This is a genomic window from Cupriavidus basilensis, assembly GCF_008801925.2.
Lineage (GTDB): Bacteria > Pseudomonadota > Gammaproteobacteria > Burkholderiales > Burkholderiaceae > Cupriavidus > Cupriavidus basilensis.
In genome coordinates this window covers 1387451-1411001 of record NZ_CP062803.1, presented here as the reverse complement: position 1 = coordinate 1411001, position 23551 = coordinate 1387451, and the positions used below count along the sequence as shown (strand labels likewise).

Genomic DNA, 23551 nt, shown 5'->3' with positions numbered 1-23551 from the left:
GGTAGACGGGATATCGGATGCGTCTGCTTATACGGCCGTCACCAGCCGCCAGACTTGTCAGGATGAAACGGGTTGGTTGCCGATTGTTTCGGCCGGGGCCAATGCAGGCAATGCCGGGGGGAACATGGTTGACGCGAACGCGCCCAGCCGCGGCAAGGCCGCCACGGAGTTGCGCCACATCGCCTGCGCCAGCGGCGCGGCATCCAGCCCGCGCAGCTCGCCCAGCACGCGCGCCACGCCGGCCACTTCGGCGGGCGTGTTGCGCGCCTTGTGCTGCTCGCCGAACTGGTCGTCGGACAGCCAGGCGGGCGCGATGTCGGGTGCGTCGGTTTCCAGCACGATGGCGTCGAGCGGCAGCGCCGCCGCCAGGCGCCGGATCTGGTTGGCGCGGCTGAAGGTCAGGTTGCCGCCGAAGCCCAGCTTGAGGCCCTGGTCGATAAATCCGCGCGCCTGCTGCACGCTGCCGTTGAAAGCATGGGCAATGCCCTGGCGCACGCCGATGCGGCGCAACTGGGCCGCCACCTGGTCCTGCGACTTGCGCACATGCAGCAGCACCGGCAAGTCCAGCTCGCGCGCAATCTTGAGTTGCTCGGCATAGATCCAGGCCTGGTGCGCGGCATCGAGGCCGGGCACGAAGAAATCGAGCCCGATCTCGCCGATGCCAATGAAGCGCGGATCGGCCAGCGAGGCTTGCGCCTCGCTGCGCAACGCATCGAGGTCGGCCTGCCCCGCGCCCGGCGTGCACAGCGGATGGATCCCCAGCGCGTAGACGCAGCTAGCGTGGCGATGCGCAAGCGCCCGCACCGCGGCAAAATTCGACACGGCCACCGCCGGCAGCACGATGCCCGTCACCCCCGCCGTGGCAGCGGCGGCGGCAACGGTGTCACGGTCGGCATCGAATTCGCCGGCGTCGAGGTGGCAATGCGTATCGATCCACATGGCAGGTTCCGCTGGCGCCCGGGCGCGCTCAGCGCTCGCGATGGATATGACCATCGCGCAGCCGCAGCACGCGATCGCAGCGGCTGGCCAGGTCGAGGTCGTGGGTCACGATGACAAAACTGGTGCCCAGCGTGCGCGACAGCTCCAGCATCAGGTCGTAGACCCCGCCCGCGGTGTGGTCGTCCAGGTTGCCGGTGGGCTCGTCGGCCAGCACGCAGGCCGGGCCGCCCACCAGCGCGCGGGCGATCGCCACCCGCTGGCGCTCGCCGCCGGACAGCTCGCCGGGCCGGTGCTGTGCCCGGTCGCCCAGGCCCACGCGCTCAAGCACCGTCATCGCCGCCGCGCGCGCCTCGGGCTGGCGCAGCCCGCGGATGCGCATCGGCATGGCCACGTTATCCAGCGCGGTGAACTCGGGCAGCAGATGGTGGAACTGGTAGATGAAGCCCAGCTCGCGGTTGCGCACGATATTGCGCTCACTCTCGCGCAGCGCGGTAAAAGGCCGGCCCTTCAAGGCGACCCGCCCGCTGTCCGGGTTGTCTAGCCCGCCCAGCACATGCAGCAGCGTGCTCTTGCCGGAACCGGAAGCGCCCACGATGGCGACTTTCTCGCCCGCATCCACCCGGACATCCACGCCCTTGAGCACGGTCACGTCCAGGCCGCCCTGGCGGAAGCGCTTGGTCAGGCCTTCGGCCAGCAGCACCGGCATATCCGGGCCGGCCTTGCCGGCTGCGTGCGCGGCATTGCCGGCCGGTGCGGCGTGCATCAGGGTTTCACTCATAGCGCAGCGCCTCCGCCGGGTTGACGCGGGCAGCACGCCAGCTGGGGTAGAGCGTGGCCAGGATGGACAGCACAAAGGAGACGATACCGATGGTCGCAATGTCGTTCACGCGGGGATCCGAGGGCAGTTCGCTGATGAAATAGATGTCGCGCGGCAGGAACTGCACATGCAGCAGCCGCTCGATAAAGGGCACGATCACATCGATGTTGAAGGCGATCAAGGCGCCGCCGGCAACCCCCGCCAGCGTGCCGATAAAGCCGATGGCAACGCCCTGCACGATGAAGATCTTGGTGATCGAGCTCGGCTGGGCGCCCATGGTGCGCAGGATGGCGATGTCAGCCTGCTTGTCCGTCACGGTCATGACCAGCGTGGACACCAGGTTGAAGGCCGCCACCGCGATGATCAGCGTCAGGATGATGAACATCATGCGCTTCTCGGTCTGCACAGCGGCAAACCAGTTGCGGTTCTGCTTGGACCAGTCCCGCAGGTAGAGCTCGCCCGAGAGCGTGCCGGCCAGTTCGTCGGCCACCTGGGGGGCGCGCTGCATGTCCGTCAGTTTCAAGCGTACGCCGGTGGGCCCGGCGAGGCGGAACATGGCTTCGGCGTCGCGGATATTGATCAGCGCCAGCGCGTTGTCGAACTCGAAATGGCCGGACGAGAACACGCCCACCACCGTGAACTGCTTGAGCCTCGGCAGCACGCCGGCCGGCGTGATGGTGCCCTGCGGCACCACCAGCGTGACCTTGTCGCCCACCTGCACGCCCATCGCGTTGGCCAGCTCATTGCCCAGGGCGATGCCGAACTCGCCCGGAAGCAGGCGCTCCATGCTGCCGCCCCGGAACTGCTTGCCGATGTCGGACACCTTGGGCTCTTCCGAAGGCTCGACCCCGCGCAGCAGCACGCCGCGCACGGCGTCCTCGCGGGTCAGCATGGCCTGCGCGGCCACATAGGGCGCGGCACCGATCACTTCCTTGTTGCGCATCGCCTCGGCGGCGGTCTTCTGCCAGTCGGGCAGCGCCCCAGGGCCGACCACCTCGATGTGCGACAGCACGGAGAGCATGCGATCGCGCACTTCTTTCTGGAAACCGTTCATCACCGACAGCACCACGATCAGCGCCGCCACGCCCAGCGCAATGCCGAGCATGGAAATCATCGAGATAAAGGAAATAAAGGTGTTGCGGCTGGCGCGCTTGCTTGCGCGGGTGTATCGCCAACCGATCTGCCACTCGTAAGGAAAGTTCAAGAGGGTTCCTGTTGTTAAGGAGAAACGCCGGCGCCACACCGCCGACGCCGCTGATGACTTGCTGGCCGCTCACCCGGGGCGCCGCTCGCGCCACTGTCGCAGCCGGGCCGGGGACGATATTTCCGCCGCCAGCCAGCCGCAAGTTTACAATCTCGGCACCATGATGACGCACCTGACCCTGATTGTGCCCTTTTCTGTCCCGCCCGGCGCCGCGATCGACGCCGACGGTGGGGGCAACGACGCCATGCTCGAAGCCCTGCTGCGGCAGTTGGAGTTGCCGGCGCTGGGAAAGTTGCTCACGCGCGCCAGCCCCGGCCCGCGCGAGCGACACGACGACCCCTTCCTGCGTGCGCTGCCGCATGAGCGCTGGCTGGCCGGGCGCGCCGGGCTGGACACAGCCCGTGTGCCCAGCGCCCCGTACATGCGCCTGGCCGACACGACCGCCGCCGGCAACGGTGCCACGGCGGACGATGGACAGGCCTGGGCCTGCCTGCAGCCGGTGCATATCCATGCCGCGCGCGACCACCTGGTGCTGATGGACCCGGCTCAGCTGCATATCCGGGCCGAGGAGTCCGCCGCCCTGCACGCCGCGGTGGCAGCGCTGCTGCAGGAATCCGGCATTGTGCTTGAAACACCGCACCCGGCGCGCTGGTACATCCCGCAAGCCGTGTTCGGGCCACTTGTGGCCGCCAGCCCGCTGCGGGCCACCGGCCGCAATATCGATGTGTGGATGCAGGCCGGCGAGCGCGCCCGCGACTGGCGCCGGATCCAGAACGAAATCCAGATGACCTGGTACGACCACCCGGTGAACCAGGCCAGGGAAGCCGCGGGAGAGTTCTCCATCAATTCGGTCTGGCTCCATGGCGGCGGCACCCTGCAGCCGGTGCCGCGCCTGGCGGACACGGTACTGACCGGCGACGCCTTCCTGCGCGGCCTGGCGCTGGCCGGTGGCGCGGCATGCCAGCCCCAGCCGCCGCGCTTCAAGGCAATCCAGGCGATGCAGGGCAGCGCCATGGTTCTGCTGGACGACGCCATCGAGTCCCATATCGCCCAGGACTGGGGCTTGTGGATCGAGCGCATGCACACGCTCGACGCCGAATGGTTCGCGCCCGCCCTGGCCGCCCTCGAAGCCGGGCAGTTGCAGGCGGTCACGCTCATGCTGTCCGGCGACAACCACTACGCCGAGTTCACCGTGCGCCGCGCCGACCTGCGCAAGTTCTGGCGCGGCCTGGGCCAGCGCGGCGACTGGCGCGCGCTGTTGTCCGACCTCGCCTATGCCGCCTGACCCCTGGTTTTCCGCAAGACCCCGCAATGACAAAAATCGCTGTTCGCTCTTTTTCCACCGAGCACGCTGGCAAGCTGGCAGGGTTCGGCCTGCATCCCACGCTGGCACGCATCCTCTCGGCACGCGGCGTGCGCGAGCCGGCAGAGCTCGCCACCGAGCTGCCCGGCCTGGTGCCGCCGGCGGCCATGAAAGGCATCGACCACGCGGCCACCTACCTTGCCGACGCCATCGCCGCGGGCCGGCGCCTGCTGATCGTGGCGGACTATGACTGCGACGGCGCCACCGCCTGCGCGGTGGGCGTGCGCGGGTTGCGCATGCTGGGAGCACGCATCGACTACATCGTGCCCAACCGCTTCGAGTACGGCTACGGCCTGACCCCGGAGATCGTGGCGCTGGCCGCCAGGCAGCAGCCGGATGTGATCGTGACGGTGGACAACGGCATCGCCAGCGTCGACGGCGTGGCGGCAGCCAATGCGCTCGGCATCGACGTGGTGGTGACCGACCACCACTTGCCCGGCGACCAGTTGCCCGACGCGGCGGTGATCGTCAACCCCAACCAGCCCGGCTGCGAGTTCCCCAGCAAGAACCTGGCGGGCGTGGGCGTGATGTTCTACGTGCTGCTGGCCTTGCGTGCCGAACTGCGCCGCCGCGGCGTGTTCGACGCGCAGACCCAGCCGCGCCTGGACACCCTGCTGGACCTGGTTGCGCTAGGCACGGTCGCCGACGTGGTCAAGCTCGACAGCAACAACCGCATCCTGGTGGCGCAGGGCCTCAAGCGCATGCGCGCCGGCCGCATGCACGCCGGTGTGGCCGCCCTCTTCCGCGCCGCCGGGCGCGAGGCCACGCGCGCCAACACCTTCGACCTGGGCTTTGGCGTGGGTCCGCGCCTGAACGCCGCAGGGCGGCTGGCCGACATGTCGCTAGGCATCGAGTGCCTGCTGACCGACGACGCCAACCGCGCCTGGGAGATCGCCCAGGAACTTGACGGCATGAACCGCGAGCGGCGCGATATCGAAGCCGGCATGCAGCAGGAAGCCTTGCAGATCCTGGAAGGCCCGCTAGGCGCGCTGGATCCGGCCGCGCGCTTTACCGTCAGCGTGTTCAACGACACCTGGCACCAGGGCGTGATCGGCATCGTGGCCTCGCGGCTCAAGGAAAAATACCACCGCCCCACCATCACCTTCGCCCCGGGCGACGAAGACACGATCAAGGGATCGGGCCGCTCCATCCCGGGCTTTCACCTGCGCGATGCGCTGGACCTGGTGTCCAAGCGCCATCCCGGCCTGCTCAAGAAGTTTGGCGGCCACGCCATGGCGGCGGGCCTGACCCTCAGCGCCGACAGCTTCGAGCAGTTCATGGAAGCGTTCGAGGCGGTGGGGCGCGAATGGCTGAGCGACGAGCAGCTGGCGCGGGTGATCGAGACCGATGGCGACATCGAGGATGCCTGCTTCAGCCCGGAATTCGTCTCGCTGCTGGAGCAGCAGGTCTGGGGCCAGGGCTTCCCGGCACCCACCTTCTGCGGCGAATTCGACGTGCTGCGCCAGAGCGTGCTCAAGGGCAAGCACCTGAAGCTGCAGCTAGGGCGCGGCAGCCAGCGCTTCGACGCGATCTGGTTCAACCATGCGGAGTCGCTGGGCGCCAGCGCGCTGGTGGCCTACCGGCTCGACAACAACACCTTCAACGGCATCACACGGGTACAGATGGTGATCGAGCACGCGCAGTAGCGCGCTCGGCCAGCGGGTGGCTTAGCCACGCGACGGCAGCAGCCCCGCCGGATCCACCGGCTTGCCGTTGTTGCGCACTTCGAAATGCAGCTCGCTGTCGGCCGTGCCCATGCGCCCGACCTCCTGCCCGCTGGCTACCTGCGCGCCCTCGCTGACCGAGGGCTTGTCCAGGTTGCCATACACCGTCAGCCAGTTGTCGTCGTGCTTGACGATCACCAGCATGCCGTAGCCGCGCAGGTCGCCGACGTGGATGGCCTTGCCGGCGGCGGCCGCGCGCACCACGCTGCCGGGCGCGGTGTTGATGCGCAGGCCCTTGCTGGCAGGCGGCCCGTAGCCGGCGGTCACGCGGCCGTCGGCCGGCCATTGCAGGCGGATGCTGGTGGCGGGCGCACGCGACGGCGCGCTGTTGTCCACCCGCGGGGTGTCCCCGACCGCCACCGGGCCGTTGCCGGCAGCCGTGCCGGCGCTGGCGCCAGCCGGCGGGCGGACCCGCAGCAGTTGCCCGACTTCGATCCGGTCCGCACTGGGCAGCTGGTTCCAGCGCACCAGGTCGCGCACCGAGCGCTTGTGCCGCCGGGCCACGGTGTACAAGGTGTCGCCGCTCTGCACCCGGTAGTAACCGTCGGGCGCGGGTTCGCTGGCCAGGGTGCCGCAGCCGGCGGCCAGGCACGCCGCGGCGGCGGCCAGCAGGCCAAGCGCGCGGCGCCGCGCGCTCGTCTTGTCGTGGTTGCTTTGCTTCATCACGTACTTATCGTCCCTCCCTGTCCTTAACTTGAAGCCTGCCGGATGCCCGGCCCTGGGCCGGCGGCGCGTTCGAGTCTGCCATGACGCACCCGCAACTGTAGACCCTCCAGGGGGCAAACCGTTCGAAATCGCGCAACAGACGCGATCAGAGCCGGGGCAAAAGCCCCCGATCCGCTATAATTCAAGGTTTTGAAAGCGCAGGAACATCATGGAAGCAGAACGCCTCAACGCCATCTCCGGTGCCATCTCTGATCTCCGTTCGCGAACGGAAGATCTACGGGGGTATCTTTGACTACGATGTCAAAGTAGGACGACTCGACGAAGTCAACGGCGAACTCGAGGACCCCGAGGTCTGGAACAACCCCAAGCGGGCCCAGGATCTCGGCAAGGAAAAGAAAATGCTGGAGGGCGTGGTCGGCGTGCTCAGCAAGCTCACGGACGACCTTAGCGGTGCCGACGAGCTGTTCGAGCTCGCCCGCGAAGAAGGCGACGACGACACGCTGGAAGCCATCGAAACCGACGTTTCCGGCTTCGAGGCCATCGTCGCCGACATGGAATTCCGCCGCATGTTCTCCGGCGAAATGGACCAGGCCAACGCCTTTATCGACATCCAGGCCGGCGCCGGTGGCACCGAAGCCTGCGACTGGGCGTCGATGCTGCTGCGCCAGTACCTGAAATATTGCGAGCGCAAGGGCTTCAAGGCCGAAGTGCTGGAAGAGTCGGAAGGCGACGTGGCGGGCATCAAGAGCGCCACGATCAAGGTCGAGGGCGAGTACGCGTTCGGCTACCTGCGCACGGAAACCGGCGTGCACCGCCTGGTGCGCAAGTCGCCGTTCGATTCGTCAGGCGGCCGCCACACGTCGTTCTCGTCGGTCTTCGTCTACCCCGAGGTCGACGAATCGTTCGAGGTCGACGTCAATCCGGCGGACCTGCGCGTGGACACCTACCGTGCCTCCGGCGCGGGCGGCCAGCACATCAACAAGACCGATTCGGCCGTGCGGATCACGCACATCCCGACCGGCATTGTGGTGCAGTGCCAGAACGACCGCTCGCAGCACCGCAACCGCGCCGAAGCCATGTCGATGCTGAAGTCGCGGCTGTATGAGCACGAAATGCGCAAGCGCCAGGCCGAAGCCGACAAGCTGGAGTCGTCCAAGACCGATGTGGGCTGGGGCCACCAGATCCGCTCGTACGTGCTGGACCAGAGCCGCATCAAGGATCTGCGCACCAACGTGGAAATGTCCAACACGCAGAAGGTGCTGGACGGCGACCTGGATCCCTTCATCGTAGCCAGCCTGAAGCAAGGGCTGTAACCACGCAGCGGCGCCACGCCGCCACCACGCGCCCCCGGCAAGGATCGGCGTGTGGCGGCGGCAGGTGCGGCCACTCACCTGCCGGGACAATCCTGACCATGACCGCAGCATCGACCGCAGCAACGCATCTGATCATCATCACGGGCACCTCGCGCGGGCTCGGTGCCTCGCTGACGCAGGCATTGCTCAAACCGGGCAACCGCCTGGTATGCGTGTCCCGCAGCCGCAATCCCGAGCTGGAACGGGCGGCGTCCGCCAGCGGCGTCAAGGTAGCCTGGCACTTGCAAGACCTCTCCCAAGCCGGCCCGTCGGCAACCTGGCTTGGCAGCGTCCTCGACGTCGTCGACGAAACGCTTGCCAGCGCCACGCTGATCCTGAACGCGGGCATGATCGATCCGATCGGCCCCATCGCCAACCTGCGCGAACCGGCGCTGGTGCAGCATCTGCTGACCAACCTGGCCACGCCGATGACCATGACCGCGGCCTTCCTCTCGCACACCGAGCGCTTTGGCTGCCCGCGCAAGATCCTGGCGATCTCCTCCGGCGCGGCGCGCCGCCCGGTCGAGGGCTGGAGCGCCTATTGCGCCGGCAAGGCGGGCCTGGACATGTTCGTGCGCTCCATCAACGCCGAATACGCGCAGGCGCCGGCGGAACGCGCCGTGCGCGCGGTCGCGCTGGCGCCGGGCGTGGTCGATACCGGCATGCAGGCCACCATCCGCAACGCCGACTTTGCGCAGGTGCAGCGCTTCCGCGACCTCAAGGACAACGATCAGCTGGCCTCGCCCGACGATACCGCGCAGCGTATCGCTGCGTACCTGGAGCGGCCTGACTTCGGCAGCACCGAGCTCGACGACATCCGCAATACATGAACCTCGCGCGGGCCTGGCCCGGGCGACTCACCAAGACATCATGACCGAATCCAACCGCGCTCCCGCCGAGACCAACGTCCCGGCCGCAGCCGACGAAAACAAGATCATCGCGGAACGGCGCGAGAAGCTCCAGGCCCTGCGTCAGCAAGGCCCGGCCTTCCCCAACGACTTCCGCCCGACCCACCAGGCCGCCGCGCTGCACACGCAGTACAGCGAGACCGAGCAGGCCGCGCTCGAAGCCACCCCGGTGGAAGTCGCCATCGCCGGGCGCATGATGCTCAAGCGCGTGATGGGCAAGGCCAGCTTTGCCACCGTGCAGGACGGCTCGGGCCGCATCCAGTTCTACATCAGCCGCGATGCGATTGGTGAAGACGTGTACGCCGCCTTCAAGAAATGGGACCTGGGCGATATCGTGGCCGCCCGCGGCACGCTGATGAAGACCAAGACCGGCGAGCTGTCGGTGGCGGTGACCGAGTTGCGCCTGCTGTCCAAGAGCCTGCGCCCCCTGCCCGGTGATTACTATGGCCTGGCCGACCAGGAACAGAAATACCGCCAGCGCTATGTGGACCTGATCGTGTCGCCGGAAACGCGCGCCACCTTCCGCGCCCGCACCAACGCCATCAGCTCGCTGCGCCGGCACATGGCCAGCAACGACTTCATGGAAGTCGAAACGCCGATGCTGCACCCGATCCCGGGCGGCGCCACGGCCAAGCCGTTCATCACCCACCACAACGCGCTGGACATGCAGATGTTCCTGCGCATCGCGCCCGAGCTGTACCTGAAGCGCCTGGTAGTGGGCGGTTTCGAGCGCGTGTTCGAGATCAACCGCAACTTCCGCAACGAGGGGGTGAGCCCGCGCCACAACCCTGAGTTCACCATGATGGAGTTCTACGCGGCCTACACGGACTACCGCTGGCTGATGGACTTCACCGAGGACCTGATCCGCCAGGCCGCGATCGACGCGCGCGGCAGCGCCGTGCTGACCTACCAGGACCGCGAGCTGGACCTGTCCAAGCCGTTCCATCGCCTCACCATCACGCAGGCCATCCAGAAGTTCGCGCCGCAATATACCGACGCGCAACTGGCCGATACGGAATTCCTGCGCGCCGAGCTGAAGAAGTTCGGCATCAACACCGGCGCCCCGCAATTCCTCAACGCGGGCCTGGGCACGCTGCAACTGGTGCTGTTCGAGGAAACCGCCGAAAGCCAGCTGTGGGAGCCGACGTTCATCATCGACTACCCGGTGGAAGTCTCGCCGCTGGCGCGCGCCTCGGATACCCAGCCGGGCATCACCGAGCGCTTCGAGCTGTTCATCACCGGCCGCGAGATTGCCAACGGTTTCTCCGAGCTGAACGACGCCGAAGACCAGGCCGAGCGCTTCCGCAAGCAGGTCGACCAGAAGGATGCGGGCGACGAAGAAGCGATGTACTTCGACGCCGACTACATCCGTGCGCTGGAATACGGCATGCCCCCGACGGGCGGCTGCGGCATCGGCATCGACCGCCTGGTGATGTTGCTGACCGACAGCCCGAACATCCGCGACGTCATCTTGTTCCCGCATCTGCGCCGCGAGGACTGACGCGGCGCGACGGCCTCGCCGGGCCGCCGCGCACAGCAAAAAGCCCCACCGATTTTTGGTGGGGCTTTTTGCTTGTGGCAGCGAGTTTGTTACAAACACAGGCCGAGAAGGCCATGCATTTTTGCAGCCAAGCTCATGATTTAAAAGAAGATTTCAGCCTACAGAAACTTACAAATTCAAACGGAAAATGGCAGTGAATTGGGCCAAACTAGGTCCATCGAATCGCTAGCCATCAGTACCCCTGACCGGCTGCGTTTTGCGAGGAAAACAATATGTCGAATCCGACCTTGCACCAATCCAACGAGCCTGCCATGCCCGCTTCCCTGCCCACCCAACGCCGGCTGCATCCGCTGGTCGGCGCCGCCGCGGTAGCCATCGTGATCGCCAGCCTGACAGCGGTCGCCGCCATGACCGGCGTGCTGCCTACCAGCAAGGCCATGCAGGGATCGCAGCCGTCCCTGACCGCGCCTGTCGCCGCCAATGGCGCCGACACCGCGCAACTGCCGGCGCCGGGCAGCACCACGCGGCCGCCCGATGCCGCGAACCTGGCGCAGGCGCCCGTTGCCCCGGCCGCACCGGCACCGGCACCCGCTGCACGCCGCGCCCAGGAGCGCAGCAGCGCCAGCCGCGATGCAGGCTATGGCCCCGCGGCCAGCCGCAATGACAACGGCGCCTATGCCGAACGCCAGCCGGCGCAAGGCAGTGCGTATGCCGGCCGCGTCGTCGCCATCACCCCGATCGAAGCGCCCAAGCCGGCCACTGGCCTGGGCGCGGTAGGCGGCGCGGTCATCGGCGGCCTGCTCGGCAACCAGATCGGCAAGGGCAATGGCCGTATCCTGGGCACCGTGGCCGGTGCCGTGGGCGGCGGCTTTGCCGGCAACCAGATCGAGAAGACCGTGCGCAAGGACACCAGCTACCAGGTCCGCGTGCAGATGGACAACGGCAGCCACCGCACCTTCACGTATCAAGCCGATCCGGGCGTGCAGATCGGGGAACGTGTGCACATGCAGGATGGCCAGCTGGTCGCTGGCTGAACCGGCATCCGCAACGGCGAAAAAAAACCGCGTTTCCGCGGTTTTTTTTCGTTCCGGCCCTTATTCCGCTTCTTCAATCCAGGCGGATTGAATCGCTTCCAGAATCTTCTCGCCCGAGCGATCGGCCGCATCGGCAAAGCCGTCCAGCTCCATGACCCAGCGGTGCAGGTCGGTGAAGCGGATGGTGGTGGGATCCACGTCCGGGTACTTGTCGTACAGGGCGGCGGCGATCTCGTAGGTGTCGGTCCACTTCATGGGTATTCTCTCCGGTCAGTTCTGGTCAACTCTGGTCAGGCGAGCAAGCCGGCAAGCGCGCCGCGCTTAATGCTCTTCCTTGGCATGGTTGATCGTGTACTTGGGGATCTGCACGGTGAGGTCGCTGTCGGCCACCAGGGCCTGGCAGGACAGGCGCGAGTTGGGCTCCAGGCCCCAGGCCTTGTCGAGCAGGTCTTCCTCTTTCTCTTCGGCCTCTTCCAGCGAGTTGAAGCCCTCGCGCACCACCACGTGGCAGGTGGTGCACGCGCAGGACTTCTCGCAGGCGTGCTCGATCTCGATGCCGTTGCTGAGCAACGCGTCGCAAATGCTGGTACCGGCTTTGGCCTCGAACACAGCCCCTTCGGGGCAGAGTTCGACGTGGGGCAATACGATGATCTGTGGCATGGAATGTCCTGGATATAAATAGGGTGCGATTGGCCTCGGGGATCAGCCCAGGTCCTGCACCTTGCGACCGGCCAGCGCGCTCTTGATCGAGCGGTCCATCCGGCGGGCGGCGAATTCGTCGGTGCCGCGGGACAGCGCTTCCACCGCTGTCTTGATGGCGTGGTGATCTTCGCCTGCGGCAATGTCGCTCGCGGCCGTGATCAGGCGCTCCACGTCGGCACGTTCCTCGGCCGAGAGCAGGTCGCCATCGAGTTCCAGCGCGCGGCGCGTGGCTTCGATGAGGCGCGCGGCGTCCACGCGTTCCTCCGCCAGCGCACGGCTCTTCATGTCGTGCTCGGCTTCACGGAAGCTGTCCTGTAGCATGCGGGCGATCTCGTCGTCGGCGAGGCCGTAGGACGGCTTGACGGTGATGGTCGCCTCCACACCGGATTGCGTCTCGCGCGCGAAGACCGACAGCAGCCCGTCGGCATCAACCTGGTACGTCACGCGAATGCGTGCGGCGCCGGCCACCATCGGCGGGATGCCGCGCAACTCGAAGCGCGCCAGCGAGCGGCAATCGCTCGCCAGTTCGCGCTCGCCTTGCAGCACGTGGATGGCGATGGCCGTCTGGCCGTCCTTGAACGTGGTGAATTCCTGCGCGCGGGCGACTGGGATGGTGCTGTTGCGCGGAATGATCTTCTCGACCAGGCCACCCATGGTTTCCACGCCCAGTGATAGCGGGATCACGTCCAGCAGCAGCCAGTCCTCGCCGGGGGCGCCGTTGCCGGCCAGCAGGTTGGCCTGCATGGCCGCGCCCAGGGCCACGACCTTGTCCGGGTCGAGGTTGGTCAGCGGCGGCTGGCCGAAGAAATCTCCCACCGCCTTGCGGATGGAAGGAATGCGGGTTGCGCCGCCAACCAGCACGACGCCCTTGACCTCGTCCGCCGCGACGCCGGCATCGCGCAGCGCCTTGCGCACAGGCGACAGGGTCTTTTGCACCAGCGGCGCGGTCAGCTCGACAAAGGTCGAGGCCGGCAGCGTCAGGTGCACGATCTCGCCGCTGTTCAGCACGGCATCGATCACGGTCGAATCAGCCGACGACAACGCTTCCTTGGCCGCGCGGGAGCGCACCATCAGCAGGCGCATATCTTCGGCAGACAGCGGTTGCAGGCCAGCCTGCTCGACGATCCAGCACATCAGGCGCTGGTCGAAATCGTCGCCGCCCAGTGCGGAATCGCCGCCGGTGGCCAGCACTTCGAACACGCCCCGGCTGAGCTTGAGGATGGAGATATCGAAGGTGCCGCCGCCGAGGTCGTACACCGCGTAGATGCCCTCGGAAGCGTTGTCCAGGCCATAGGCGATGGCTGCCGCGGTCGGCTCGTTGAGCAGGCGCAGCACTTCAAGGCCGGCGAGCTGCGCGGCATCCTTGGTGGCCTGGCGCTGGGCGTCGTCAAAATAGGCGGGCACCGTAATCACCGCGCCGACGAGCTCGTCGCCAAGCGAATCCTCGGCACGCTGGCGCAGCGTGGCCAGGATTTCCGCCGAGACTTCCACCGGACTTTTCACGCCGGCCGCGGTCTTGATCTGCACCATCCCGGGCGCGTCGACGAAATCGTAGGGGCTGTGCTCGATATGTGCGACGTCGCGCAGGCCGCGCCCCATGAAGCGCTTGACCGAGACGATGGTGTTCTTGGGGTCGTGCACCGCTTCTTCCTGCGCGCGGTAGCCGATCTGCGTACCCTTGGGCAGGTAGCGCACGACCGAAGGCAGCAGCGCGCGGCCGCTTTCGTCGGTCAGGACTTCGGGAATGCTGTTGCGAACCGCTGCCACCAGCGAATTGGTGGTGCCAAGGTCGATGCCGACCGCGAGCCGCTTCTGGTGGGGTGCCGGCGACATGCCGGGTTCGGAGATCTGGAGCAGTGCCATGATGAATCTTCTATATTGTGCGGTGGCAAAAACGGCCCGTCGCACAGGCCGGCTTTGCGCCGGGGCGCCATTGTGGCATGGCTGGGGCGAACTTGCCTGGCGGCGCTGGAGTCCCTCGGGACCCTAGCCTTCCAGGCGGTCGATCGCCTCGCTGGTGTCGTGCTCGATTTTCTCGATGAACATCAATTGCCTGGCCGCGCTGCCGGCACCCGCGTTATCGCCGGCATCGAGCAGCGCACCCAGCGCCGCGTGGCGCTCGCGCTTCTCGCCACGCAACTCACGCAGCAGCGCATCGAGGCGCGCGACATCCTTCTCTTCAACTGCTTCCTGCAGGGCCTCGCGCCATTCCATCTGCTGCATCAGGAAGGCGGGCGCCATGGCAGTATTGCTCTCAGCCTGGATGTCCACACCACGCAGCGTCAGCAGGTAGATCGCGCGCTTGAGCGGCTGGCGCAGCGTGCGGTACGCCTCGTTGGCATGCGCGGCCCATTGCATGGCCACGCGCCGCTCGGCATCGCCGGCATTGGCGAAGCGATCCGGGTGCGCCTGCGATTGCACGGTCAGGTAGGCGGCGTCCAGCGCCGCCTCGTCGACTGCATATCCGACCGGCAGGCCGAACAGCGCGAAATAATCGTCTTTCAACACCTTCCCCAACAAAAAGGAGCGGCTGCGCCGCCCCTTTGAACTTCCTTCAGCGTGAAAGCGGCGCGCTGACCGCGCGGCACAGGCCGCAGCAATGTGGCGGCCGATCCGGTCAGGCAGCGCGCTTTGCGCCGCTGCCCGCCCAATCAGCCGGCGGCTCCGCCCGATCGCATTTCAGGCAGTTCACCAGCTCGCCCATCCTGGCCGCACGCCCCTGCGGCGTCAGCGTCCACGGACGCATCTGCCAGGGCGGATCATGGCGCATATGCTGGCCATGCCCGCAATCGAGTTCCGCCACCCAGTGGCTTTCCTCGTCCTGGTGAAAGCCGACAATGCTGCGTTTCATCGTATCCGGCGTGCTGATGCCAGCACGCTCAAACCCGGAACGACTCTCCGCAACCGCACTCATCCTTGACGTTGGGGTTGTTGAAGCGGAACCCCTCGTTCAGGCCTTCACGCGCGAAATCGAGCTCGGTGCCATCGATATACGGCAAGCTCTTGGGATCGACGATCACCTTGATGCCGTGCGACTCGAACACGCTGTCTTCCGGCAACAGGTCGTCGACGTACTCCAGCTTGTAGGCCAGGCCCGAGCAGCCGGTGGTCTTGACGCCAAGGCGCAGGCCAACGCCCTTGCCCCGGCGGTCCAGGTAGCGCGCCACATGCTTGGCGGCCTTCTCGGTAAGCGTGATCATCGCTGCTTCATCCCTTGATTGAACGCGCAAATCAGGCGGCCTTCTGTTCGGCGCCTTCGTGCTTCTTCTTGTAGTCCTCGACCGCTGCCTTGATGGCATCTTCGGCCAGGATGGAGCAGTGGATCTTCACCGGCGGCAACGCCAGTTCTTCGGCGATGTGCGTGTTCTTGATTTCCAGTGCCTGATCCACGGTCTTGCCCTTGACCCATTCGGTCACGAGCGAGGAGGACGCGATGGCCGAGCCGCAGCCATAGGTCTTGAACTTGGCGTCTTCGATCACGCCAGCTTCGTTGACCTTGATCTGCAGCTTCATGACGTCGCCGCAAGCGGGCGCGCCAACCATGCCGGTGCCCACGGCATCGTCGTTCTTGTCGAACGAGCCAACGTTGCGGGGGTTTTCATAGTGGTCGAGAACCTTGGTGCTGTATGACATTTTGGCTACCTCTTGGCGTATCGGTATTTATGGGGTCTTGCGTGGGTCTTGGCGCCTGGTGCTTAGTGCGCAGCCCACTGGATGGAATTCAGGTCCACACCGTCCTTGAACATTTCCCACAGCGGCGACAAATCGCGCAGCTTGGCGATCTTGCTCTTGAGCAGTTCCACGGTGTAATCGACTTCTTCCTCGGTGGTGAAACGGCCCACCGTGAAGCGGATGGAACTGTGCGCGAGTTCGTCGTTGCGGCCCAGGGCGCGCAGCACGTACGAAGGCTCCAGCGACGCCGAGGTGCAAGCCGAGCCCGACGACACCGCCACGTCCTTGATCGCCATGATCAGCGATTCGCCTTCGACGAAGTTGAAGCTGACATTGAGGTTATGCGGCACGCGTTGTTCCAGGTCGCCGTTCAGGTAGACCTCTTCCATGCCCGACAGGCCACGCCACAGGCGATCGCGCAACATGCGGATACGTTCGTTTTCCGTGGCCATTTCCTCACGGGCGATGCGGAAGGCTTCGCCCATGCCCACGATCTGATGCGTGGCCAGCGTGCCCGAACGCATGCCGCGCTCGTGACCGCCGCCGTGCATCTGCGCTTCCAGGCGCACGCGCGGCTTGCGGCGTACGTACAGCGCGCCCACGCCCTTCGGGCCGTAGGTCTTGTGTGCCGAGAACGACATCAGGTCGCACTTCAGCGTGTTCAGGTCGATCGCCACCTTGCCGGTGGCCTGGGCCGCGTCGCAATGGAAGATGATGCCCTTGGCGCGGCAGATCTCGCCGATCTGCGCCACGTCCTGGATCACCCCGATCTCGTTGTTGACCAGCATCACCGACACCAGGATCGTGTCAGGGCGGATCGCCGCCTTGAGCACTTCGATGTCGACCAGGCCGTTTTCCTGCACGTCGAGGTAGGTCACCTCGAAGCCCTGGCGCTCCAGCTCACGAGTGGTGTCGAGCACAGCCTTGTGCTCGGTCTTCACCGTGATCAGGTGCTTGCCCTTGCCCGAATAGAAATTGGCCGCGCCCTTGATGGCGAGGTTGTTGGACTCGGTTGCGCCCGATGTCCACACAATCTCGCGCGGATCGGCGCCCACCAGTGCCGCCACCTGCTCACGCGCTTCTTCCACCGCGCGCTCGGCATCCCAGCCGTAGGCGTGGCTGCGCGAAGCCGGGTTGCCGAACTGTTCACGCAAGTACGGAATCATCTTGTCCGCCACGCGCGGGTCTACCGGCGTGGTGGCTGAGTAATCCATGTAGATGGGGAAATGTGGGGTGCTCATCGTTATGACTGCCTTTTAGGGACCGCTATGCTTGACGTTGCTCTCTGTTCTCTTGCCGGCTGCCCGTCTTACGACTGAGCCAGGCTGAAAACCGAATTCACCACCCGCGCACGCGCGGGCTTTTCCTGCTTGTCCGCCTTGCCGATCGGCGCGGCCACGGTTTGCGCAGCAGACTCCTCGCGCATGTCGTGCAACACCGCGGGACATTTGGCGCGCTGCTGGTCGACCAGGTTCTTCAGGGAGACGGAATCGAGATACTCGACCATTTTCTGGTTCAGCGTGGCCCACAGTTCGTGGGTCATGCAGCGACCGGTTCCCTCATCTCCGTTACAATTACCCTTTCCGCCGCATTGCGTGGCGTCGAGCGGCTCATCGACCGCGATGATGATGTCGGCGACCGTCACGTTTTCCGCCTTGCGGGCAAGACTGTAGCCGCCGCCCGGGCCGCGCACGCTTTCCACGATCTCGTGGCGGCGCAGCTTACCGAAGAGCTGCTCGAGGTAAGAGAGGGATATTTTCTGGCGCTGGCTGATGCCCGCTAGCGTAACGGGGCCCTGATCCTGGCGCATGGCCAGGTCAATCATGGCGGTTACCGCGAAGCGGCCTTTGGTCGTCAGTCTCATGATGCTGGGGAGTACTTGATCATTTTGGTCAAGTATAAAAGAAGTCGACTAATTCAGTCAAGTACCCCTGCCGCATCGCATCAAACCTGCCCCTGCTCCGCCGAGGCCGCGCCAACGGGCGCGCGCGGCGGCACGATCAGCGACCAGGGGTGTTTCAGTATGCGCCGCCGCACGGCTGAACTCAGCGCCCGGCGATCCACCCGGCGCAGGCTGCGCGAGCGCAACGCCATATTGAAGGCCAGCGCGAAGCTCACCGCGACGTTCAGCAGCCCCATCAGCGCAATGCCCGCCACCGCCAGCCAGAACGAGGGCATCTTCAGCACGGCAAAGCCCAGCACGCCGATCGCGGCGCCCACCGAGCCGGTCGACAATGTGACGTGCCGCACTTCCATGTGGGGGCCGAAGAAGCTGAGGATCTCCGGTCCCAGCCCGAGCAGCAGCCCCAGCGACACATTGGCAGCGATCCCCGACATATTGCGTTTCCAGAAGTCCGCCATCCGCGTGGCGCCCTGCGCGCCCAGCACATAGCGCAGGCGGCGGTTGTACGCCATTACGTCATGCACCTTGTGCAGCGCGAACCAGTTGTCGGCCCAGCCCGCCACGAGGCTGGACAGCCACAAGAGTACCCCCGTGAAGATCGCGTAGATCGGCGTGGGGCCAAGAATGGAAAACGACTCGATGGTGGCAATCGCCTTGGCGGGTGTGATCAGGTTGGCGCCCAGGAGGCGGTTGGCGAGCCACTGGACGCCCATCGCCACCGGGAACACCACCGCCAGGTTGCCGAAAATCGCCGCGGCGTTTGAGCGGATCATGGCGATGGTGTCATCAACGAAGATCTCCCGCCCCTCCGGCTTGCCGACCGCATCGAGCCGGTGCGCCAGCGCCGGGCCGGTCATCGCCGGCTGCTTGGTGGCCAGCGTGAAATGCGCGAAGTGGATCACCAGGAAGCTGCCCGCATAGTTGAGCGAGGCCAGCAGGCCCTCGATGAACTTGTCCAGGTGCAGCCCATAGATCAGGAACTTGAGATAGACCGTGCCGACGGTGATCAAGCCGCCGCCGGCAGCGGCCTGCATCAGCTCGCGATACTCGCGGCGATCGCGCGTGATGTAGTGCTCGCCGGTCTCGGCCGAGCGCTCGACCACCTTGCGCGCCAGTTGCGAAAACGAAGTGCCCGCCAGGTGCCCGATGCTGCGCCGCGCCTGGGTGGAGCGGATCAGCGCCGCGATCAGGTGGGCATGCCGGCCACGCCGCTGCGGCTCGACCCAGGTGGCCAGCAACAGCTCGATGCGCGCGAGCCGGACCTTCATGCGCTCGATCTGGAACACCACCTCCACCGAGACGCCGTTCTCCTCCAGGTCGTCGTACACGCGCTGAGCCGCCTGGTGGCAGCCATCGAGCAGCGCGCGGAAATAGTTGAGCCGGTGCGCAAAAGCCTCGTCGCCACGCGGCGCTTCCTCCTCTTCGCACAGGGCTTGCACGGCGCTGTCCAGGCGGAAAAACGGCGTGTCCTGCACCTTGCCCTTGAGGCGCGAGCGAATCGCCTGACTCAGCCCGGTAGCACGCACCTGGCTGACCAGCACCTGGATGCTGGTGGCCAGCGTGCGGTCGAAACGATCCCATTCGGGCGGCGCGGCAGCGTCATCCGGCGCCTGCGGGTCGTCGGTGCGCAGCACGGCAGCCAGCCGCTCGAGCAGGTCGCCATCGAGCGCCTCGACCCAGTCGGCATCGTTGTCATCGATAAACAGCAGCGCGAACAGGCCCGCCATATCGCTAAGGTTGGGCGGCGGCGGCAGGAACCGCGCCTGCAGCCGGTTCAGCACCTCGCTCCAGAAGCCCGGGTGGGAAGCCACGCCGGTGTCGCAGAGCAACGTGACCGGATCGTTATCGCGCACGATGGAACGCACCATGTGGGCAAAGCGCCCCGCCACTTCCGGATTGCGGCCAAGCACCTGCAGCAGGTAGCGCAGCCGCACGTGCTCCCGGCGGCTCTTGTCGGCCGCCACGCCTTCGGCGCCTGGCAGCCCGTCGCGCCGGATCCAGTAGCCCAGCTCGATCAGCCAGCCGTTACGGTCCGCCAGCGGCGCCTCCGGGTCCGCTGCCGCCAGGATTGCGTCGAGTTGCAGGCTGGCATTGCGCGACTCGCGCCATTTGCGGAACAGGGAACGAAACATGAATTCTCGTGAAAATAATGGAAAGGCTGCAAGGACGGGCGAGCGCGATCAGGTGACGCCGCCAAAGCCCTTGGCATGCAGCATGGCGATCACGCCATCGCAGGCGTCCTCAACATAGTCGAGCACGCGCTCGAAACCATCACCCTCTCCGTAGTAGGGGTCCGGCACTTCGTCCGCGGCGTGCCGGCTGGCGAAACTCATCAGCAGGCGCAGCTTGTCCTGGCTGCCAGGCGGACAGATGGCGCGCAGCGCCGCGAGGTTGTCCTGGTCCATGGCCAGCAGCAGGTCGAAACGGGCGAAATCCTGCACAGTGGCCTGGCGCGCGCGTTGCGCGGACAGGTCATAGCCACGGGCCAGCGCATGACGCTGGGAGCGCGCATCCGGCGCGCGCCCGATGTGATAGCCATGCGTGCCGGCGGAATCCAGCTCGACCAGATCTGCCAGGCCGACTGCCTCCAGCTTGGCGCGCAGCACGCCCTCCGCGGTCGGAGAACGGCAAATATTGCCCATGCAACACATCAGAATGGCGTATTTCTTCATAGGGGTGTGGCGCTATCCAGCGCCGAAAGCAAGACGACAAAACGCGGCACGCGCGATGGCCTTGCAGCCAGCGCACCGGGCGCGGCTGCCACAACGAAGCCGGATTCTACAGCCCTGCCCGCAGCGCCGCGCTCACGCGTGCGCCAGCACGCCGGTTGTCGCCGCCTGGCAAAAAAAAAAGCCGCAAAGGTGCCACCCACCGCATAATCGCGCGGTGAACCTCCGCCTCAGCCCACTCCTCCTGGCGCCTCTTCTGCTTTGCGCAAGCCTGGCCGACGCCGCCGAACCGTCCGCGGACGCCGCCTCCGGCGCAGGCTGCGAAAGCCTGCTCACCGTGGTCCGGCGTAGCCTGGAGAAAGAAATCGATGCCACCTGCGCTGTCCCGGCCCCCGCCCCTGCTTCGACACCGGCGCCGGCCAACGCATGCGCCGCGCAACGCGAACCGCTGCGCGCCATCGTGGACTTCATCAACGAGCGCGAGGCCGCCAGCGCCGACCAGTGCGACACCTTGCTGGAGGTCAACGAGCGTTTGCGCTCGCTGCCTCCGAAGGGCTAGCAGGCAAATCGGCTCAGGGCAGCTTGGCCGCCAGCACATCCAGCTTTTCGATGGAAGGCGGCTTGGCGAACAGGTCTGGCGCCTTGGCCATCAAGGCCTCGGCCACCTTGCCGGAGAGATGGGCGTTGCGCCCCGCCTCATCGGGAAACGCATCGAAGATGCCGAACATGGATGGCCCGAGCCGCAGCGCAAACCATGCCGTGGTGCCGGCTTCGGCCTGCACCAGCGGCAAGCCGGCGAGCAGGAACTCTTCGACTTCCTTTTCCTTGCCGGGCTTCGCATGCAGCGGAACCCACAGAGCGAACTTGACCATGGACCATCTCCTCACCACTGTCAGGAACTCCAACTATAGGCGGTAGCCAGGCTACGCGCCCGCATCCCGCAGGCGTGCCGAGGCAGCGCCCACACCCTCAGGACGCGGCCGCGGCAGGCGGCGGCAGGTGCTCCCCATCGCCGCTGGCGCCAAAGATCTGGCGCTTGAGCTTGGCCAGCTGATCGCGCACCTGCCCGGCCTTCTCGAACTCGAGATTCTTGGCGTGCTCGAACATCTGCTTCTCCAGCCGCTTGATCTCCTTCGCAACCTGCTTCTCGCTCATGTCCTCGTACTTGGCGCGCTCCTCCGCGGCCAGCAGCTCGGCCTTGACCTCACCCGGGTCGTAGACCCCGTCGATGATGTCCTTGATGCGCTTGACCACGCCGCGCGGCACGATCCCATTGGCTTCATTGAACGCGATCTGCTTGGCGCGGCGGCGCTCCGTCTCGCCGATCGCCCGCTTCATCGAATCGGTCATCCGGTCCGCGTACAGGATGGCGGTGCCGTTGACGTTACGGGCCGCGCGGCCGATGGTCTGGATCAGCGAACGCTCGGCGCGCAGAAAGCCTTCCTTGTCGGCATCCAGAATTGCCACCAGCGAGACTTCCGGAATATCCAGGCCCTCGCGCAGCAGATTGATGCCGACCAGCACGTCGAAGGTACCCAGGCGGAGGTCGCGAATGATCTCCACACGCTCCACCGTATCGATGTCCGAGTGCAGGTAACGCACCTTGACGCCGTTCTCGGTCAGGAACTCCGTGAGCTGCTCGGACATGCGCTTGGTCAGCGTGGTCACCAGCACGCGCTCGCCGACGGAGACCTTCTGGTGGATCTCTGACAGCAAGTCGTCAACCTGCGTGGTCGCGGGACGCACGTGGATGATCGGATCGACCAGGCCGGTGGGCCGCACCACCTGCTCCACCACTTGGCCCGCATGCTCGTTCTCGTAGTTGGACGGCGTGGCGGAGACAAACATCACCTGCCGCATCTTGCCCTCGAACTCCGAGAACTTGAGGGGGCGGTTGTCCAAAGCGGACGGCAGCCGGAAGCCATAGTCGACCAAGGTCGTCTTGCGCGCCTTGTCGCCGTTGTACATGCCATTGAACTGCCCCATCAGCACGTGCGACTCGTCCAGGAACATCAACGCGTCCTGCGGCAGGTAGTCGACCAGCGTGGGCGGCGGATCGCCCGGCTTGGCGCCCGACAGGTGGCGCGAGTAATTCTCGATGCCCTTGCAGAAGCCGAGCTCGGAGAGCATTTCCAGGTCGAAGCGGGAGCGCTGCTCCAGCCGCTGCGCCTCCACCAGCTTGTTCTCCTTATAGAAGAAGTCCAGGCGCTCGCGCAGCTCTACCTTGATGTCTTCGATCGCCCGCAGCACGGTCTCGCGCGGGGTCACGTAGTGGCTCGACGGATAGACCGTGAAGCGCGGGATCTTCTGCCGCACCCGCCCGGTGAGCGGGTCGAAGAACTGCAGCGAATCGATCTCGTCGTCGAACATGTCGACGCGCACCGCCAGCTCGGCATGCTCGGCCGGGAAGATATCCAGCGTATCGCCGCGCACGCGGAAGGTGCCGCGCTGGAAATCGGTCTCGTTGCGGGTGTATTGCATGGCGATCAGGCGCGCGATCACATCGCGCTGGCTGATCTTGTCGCCGGTGCGCAGCGTCAGGATCATCTTGTGGTACTCGGACGGATTGCCGATACCGTAGATGGCCGAGACGCTGGCCACGATGATGGTGTCGCGCCGCTCCAGCAGGCTCTTGGTGGCCGACAGCCGCATCTGCTCGATATGCTCGTTGATCGAGGAATCCTTCTCGATGAACAGGTCGCGCTGCGGCACGTACGCTTCGGGCTGGTAGTAGTCGTAATAGCTGACGAAGTACTCCACGGCATTGCGCGGGAAGAACTCGCGGAACTCGGAATACAGCTGCGCGGCCAGCGTCTTGTTGGGCGCGAACACGATGGCCGGACGGCCCAGGCGGGCAATCACGTTGGCCATGGTGAAGGTCTTGCCCGAACCGGTCACCCCCAGCAGGGTCTGGTAAGACAGGCCGTCCTCCACGCCCTCGACCAGCTGGCGGATCGCCTCGGGCTGATCGCCCGCCGGCAGATAGGGCTGGTAAAGCTGGAACGGCGAGCCGGGAAAGGTCGCGAACTTCTCTTCATCCAGCGCGGGCGCGACTTCAACGAGATTCGACATAGGCTGGTAGGGGAAAACCTCAGGA

Annotated in this window: 24 protein-coding genes; 7 read left to right on the top strand and 17 right to left on the bottom strand. The window is 66.0% G+C overall.

Annotation, left to right across the window (positions count from 1 at the left end; genetic code table 11):
- Nucleotides 1-57: 57 nt before the first annotated feature.
- Genes F7R26_RS06385 through F7R26_RS06375 form a run of 3 tightly spaced genes read right to left on the bottom strand, consistent with a single transcriptional unit; the run spans nt 58 to nt 2960 of the window.
- Complete coding sequence (locus F7R26_RS06385) at nt 58-939, bottom strand: TatD family hydrolase (protein WP_150983849.1); 882 nt, start codon at nt 937-939, stop codon at nt 58-60.
- Between the two features lie 28 nt (nt 940-967).
- The gene (lolD, locus tag F7R26_RS06380; protein ID WP_150983848.1) at nt 968-1717 is read right to left on the bottom strand and encodes a lipoprotein-releasing ABC transporter ATP-binding protein LolD; all 750 of its coding nucleotides are present in this window, start codon (nt 1715-1717) and stop codon (nt 968-970) included.
- Entirely contained in the window at nt 1710-2960 is a 1251-nt protein-coding gene (locus tag F7R26_RS06375) for a lipoprotein-releasing ABC transporter permease subunit (RefSeq protein ID WP_150983847.1), read from the bottom strand. The genes lolD and F7R26_RS06375 overlap by 8 nt, the downstream gene beginning before the upstream one ends.
- A gap of 160 nt (nt 2961-3120) precedes the next feature.
- Between F7R26_RS06375 and F7R26_RS06370 the strand changes: the two genes are divergently transcribed.
- The gene (locus F7R26_RS06370) at nt 3121-4245 is read left to right on the top strand and encodes a hypothetical protein (RefSeq protein ID WP_150983846.1); all 1125 of its coding nucleotides are present in this window, start codon (nt 3121-3123) and stop codon (nt 4243-4245) included.
- A 26-nt stretch (nt 4246-4271) separates the two neighbouring features.
- Nucleotides 4272-5969 carry a single-stranded-DNA-specific exonuclease RecJ gene (gene recJ, locus F7R26_RS06365; protein WP_150983845.1) on the top strand — a complete coding sequence of 566 codons (1698 nt, stop codon included), beginning with the start codon at nt 4272-4274 and terminating at the stop codon, nt 5967-5969.
- Between the two features lie 21 nt (nt 5970-5990).
- On the opposite strand, the gene F7R26_RS06360 is transcribed toward recJ, so the two are convergent.
- Nucleotides 5991-6710 (bottom strand): peptidoglycan DD-metalloendopeptidase family protein, encoded by a 720-nt coding sequence (locus F7R26_RS06360; protein ID WP_150983844.1) that lies wholly within the window; start codon nt 6708-6710, stop codon nt 5991-5993.
- 211 nt (nt 6711-6921) lie between these two features.
- On the opposite strand from F7R26_RS06360, the gene prfB reads away from it, so the two are divergent.
- From prfB to F7R26_RS06340, 4 genes are all read left to right on the top strand, one after another.
- A protein-coding gene (prfB, locus tag F7R26_RS06355) for a peptide chain release factor 2 (RefSeq protein ID WP_144409746.1) occupies nt 6922-8026 on the top strand; the annotation gives its coding sequence in 2 pieces (ribosomal slippage) (nt 6922-7002 and nt 7004-8026; 1104 coding nt in all).
- A 98-nt stretch (nt 8027-8124) separates the two neighbouring features.
- A complete protein-coding gene (locus F7R26_RS06350; RefSeq protein ID WP_150983843.1) occupies nt 8125-8895 on the top strand; it encodes an SDR family oxidoreductase in 771 nt (256 codons plus the stop codon).
- A gap of 40 nt (nt 8896-8935) precedes the next feature.
- The gene (gene lysS / locus F7R26_RS06345; RefSeq protein WP_150983842.1) at nt 8936-10474 is read left to right on the top strand and encodes a lysine--tRNA ligase; all 1539 of its coding nucleotides are present in this window, start codon (nt 8936-8938) and stop codon (nt 10472-10474) included.
- A 272-nt stretch (nt 10475-10746) separates the two neighbouring features.
- A complete protein-coding gene (locus tag F7R26_RS06340; protein WP_150983841.1) occupies nt 10747-11508 on the top strand; it encodes a glycine zipper 2TM domain-containing protein in 762 nt (253 codons plus the stop codon).
- A gap of 60 nt (nt 11509-11568) precedes the next feature.
- Here the strand turns inward: F7R26_RS06340 and iscX are convergent, their stop codons facing one another.
- The 11 genes from iscX to F7R26_RS06285 form a co-directional block, all read right to left on the bottom strand.
- The gene (gene iscX, locus F7R26_RS06335) at nt 11569-11763 is read right to left on the bottom strand and encodes a Fe-S cluster assembly protein IscX (RefSeq protein ID WP_150983840.1); all 195 of its coding nucleotides are present in this window, start codon (nt 11761-11763) and stop codon (nt 11569-11571) included.
- A 66-nt stretch (nt 11764-11829) separates the two neighbouring features.
- Complete coding sequence (fdx, locus tag F7R26_RS06330) at nt 11830-12168, bottom strand: ISC system 2Fe-2S type ferredoxin (protein WP_150983839.1); 339 nt, start codon at nt 12166-12168, stop codon at nt 11830-11832.
- Between the two features lie 42 nt (nt 12169-12210).
- Nucleotides 12211-14073: a Fe-S protein assembly chaperone HscA gene (gene hscA / locus F7R26_RS06325; protein ID WP_150983838.1), complete on the bottom strand. Its 1863-nt coding sequence runs from the start codon at nt 14071-14073 to the stop codon at nt 12211-12213.
- A 123-nt stretch (nt 14074-14196) separates the two neighbouring features.
- Nucleotides 14197-14715, bottom strand: coding sequence for a Fe-S protein assembly co-chaperone HscB (gene hscB, locus F7R26_RS06320; RefSeq protein WP_150983837.1), 519 nt, complete (start codon nt 14713-14715; stop codon nt 14197-14199).
- A 112-nt stretch (nt 14716-14827) separates the two neighbouring features.
- Nucleotides 14828-15061 (bottom strand): DUF3565 domain-containing protein, encoded by a 234-nt coding sequence (locus tag F7R26_RS06315; protein WP_150983836.1) that lies wholly within the window; start codon nt 15059-15061, stop codon nt 14828-14830.
- 28 nt (nt 15062-15089) lie between these two features.
- Complete coding sequence (gene iscA / locus F7R26_RS06310) at nt 15090-15410, bottom strand: iron-sulfur cluster assembly protein IscA (RefSeq protein WP_017229301.1); 321 nt, start codon at nt 15408-15410, stop codon at nt 15090-15092.
- A gap of 31 nt (nt 15411-15441) precedes the next feature.
- The gene (iscU, locus tag F7R26_RS06305) at nt 15442-15843 is read right to left on the bottom strand and encodes a Fe-S cluster assembly scaffold IscU (protein ID WP_006160178.1); all 402 of its coding nucleotides are present in this window, start codon (nt 15841-15843) and stop codon (nt 15442-15444) included.
- A gap of 62 nt (nt 15844-15905) precedes the next feature.
- Nucleotides 15906-17129, bottom strand: a complete 1224-nt coding sequence (locus F7R26_RS06300; RefSeq protein ID WP_276288603.1) for an IscS subfamily cysteine desulfurase — start codon at nt 17127-17129, stop codon at nt 15906-15908.
- A 62-nt stretch (nt 17130-17191) separates the two neighbouring features.
- Nucleotides 17192-17746, bottom strand: a complete 555-nt coding sequence (gene iscR / locus F7R26_RS06295) for a Fe-S cluster assembly transcriptional regulator IscR (protein WP_150983835.1) — start codon at nt 17744-17746, stop codon at nt 17192-17194.
- 80 nt (nt 17747-17826) lie between these two features.
- Nucleotides 17827-19917, bottom strand: a complete 2091-nt coding sequence (locus F7R26_RS06290; RefSeq protein WP_150983834.1) for a site-specific recombinase — start codon at nt 19915-19917, stop codon at nt 17827-17829.
- A gap of 48 nt (nt 19918-19965) precedes the next feature.
- Entirely contained in the window at nt 19966-20457 is a 492-nt protein-coding gene (locus F7R26_RS06285; protein WP_150983833.1) for a low molecular weight protein-tyrosine-phosphatase, read from the bottom strand.
- A gap of 214 nt (nt 20458-20671) precedes the next feature.
- Here F7R26_RS06285 and F7R26_RS06280 point away from each other — a divergent pair, with 214 nt between their 5' ends.
- On the top strand, nt 20672-21013 hold the full coding sequence (locus F7R26_RS06280; RefSeq protein ID WP_150983832.1) for a hypothetical protein: 342 nt from the start codon (nt 20672-20674) through the stop codon (nt 21011-21013).
- 13 nt (nt 21014-21026) lie between these two features.
- Here the strand turns inward: F7R26_RS06280 and F7R26_RS06275 are convergent, their stop codons facing one another.
- Both F7R26_RS06275 and uvrB read right to left on the bottom strand, forming a co-directional pair.
- Nucleotides 21027-21326 (bottom strand): putative quinol monooxygenase, encoded by a 300-nt coding sequence (locus tag F7R26_RS06275; RefSeq protein ID WP_150983831.1) that lies wholly within the window; start codon nt 21324-21326, stop codon nt 21027-21029.
- Nucleotides 21327-21423: 97 nt separating this feature from the next.
- A complete protein-coding gene (gene uvrB / locus F7R26_RS06270) occupies nt 21424-23526 on the bottom strand; it encodes an excinuclease ABC subunit UvrB (RefSeq protein WP_150983830.1) in 2103 nt (700 codons plus the stop codon).
- Nucleotides 23527-23551 lie beyond the last annotated feature (25 nt).

Bases quoted from the DNA above. Each gene is read 5' to 3' on its own strand.
- F7R26_RS06385 (WP_150983849.1), bottom strand. From the start codon at position 939: ATGTGGATCGATACGCATTGCCACCTCGACGCCGGCGAATTCGATGCC.
- lolD (WP_150983848.1), bottom strand. From the start codon at position 1,717: ATGAGTGAAACCCTGATGCACGCCGCACCGGCCGGCAATGCCGCGCAC.
- F7R26_RS06370 (WP_150983846.1), top strand. From the start codon at position 3,121: ATGATGACGCACCTGACCCTGATTGTGCCCTTTTCTGTCCCGCCCGGC.
- recJ (WP_150983845.1), top strand. From the start codon at position 4,272: ATGACAAAAATCGCTGTTCGCTCTTTTTCCACCGAGCACGCTGGCAAG.
- F7R26_RS06360 (WP_150983844.1), bottom strand. From the start codon at position 6,710: ATGAAGCAAAGCAACCACGACAAGACGAGCGCGCGGCGCCGCGCGCTT.
- F7R26_RS06350 (WP_150983843.1), top strand. From the start codon at position 8,125: ATGACCGCAGCATCGACCGCAGCAACGCATCTGATCATCATCACGGGC.
- lysS (WP_150983842.1), top strand. From the start codon at position 8,936: ATGACCGAATCCAACCGCGCTCCCGCCGAGACCAACGTCCCGGCCGCA.
- F7R26_RS06340 (WP_150983841.1), top strand. From the start codon at position 10,747: ATGTCGAATCCGACCTTGCACCAATCCAACGAGCCTGCCATGCCCGCT.
- iscX (WP_150983840.1), bottom strand. From the start codon at position 11,763: ATGAAGTGGACCGACACCTACGAGATCGCCGCCGCCCTGTACGACAAG.
- fdx (WP_150983839.1), bottom strand. From the start codon at position 12,168: ATGCCACAGATCATCGTATTGCCCCACGTCGAACTCTGCCCCGAAGGG.
- hscA (WP_150983838.1), bottom strand. From the start codon at position 14,073: ATGGCACTGCTCCAGATCTCCGAACCCGGCATGTCGCCGGCACCCCAC.
- F7R26_RS06315 (WP_150983836.1), bottom strand. From the start codon at position 15,061: ATGAAACGCAGCATTGTCGGCTTTCACCAGGACGAGGAAAGCCACTGG.
- iscA (WP_017229301.1), bottom strand. From the start codon at position 15,410: ATGATCACGCTTACCGAGAAGGCCGCCAAGCATGTGGCGCGCTACCTG.
- iscU (WP_006160178.1), bottom strand. From the start codon at position 15,843: ATGTCATACAGCACCAAGGTTCTCGACCACTATGAAAACCCCCGCAAC.
- iscR (WP_150983835.1), bottom strand. From the start codon at position 17,746: ATGAGACTGACGACCAAAGGCCGCTTCGCGGTAACCGCCATGATTGAC.
- F7R26_RS06290 (WP_150983834.1), bottom strand. From the start codon at position 19,917: ATGTTTCGTTCCCTGTTCCGCAAATGGCGCGAGTCGCGCAATGCCAGC.
- F7R26_RS06285 (WP_150983833.1), bottom strand. From the start codon at position 20,457: ATGAAGAAATACGCCATTCTGATGTGTTGCATGGGCAATATTTGCCGT.
- F7R26_RS06275 (WP_150983831.1), bottom strand. From the start codon at position 21,326: ATGGTCAAGTTCGCTCTGTGGGTTCCGCTGCATGCGAAGCCCGGCAAG.
- uvrB (WP_150983830.1), bottom strand. From the start codon at position 23,526: ATGTCGAATCTCGTTGAAGTCGCGCCCGCGCTGGATGAAGAGAAGTTC.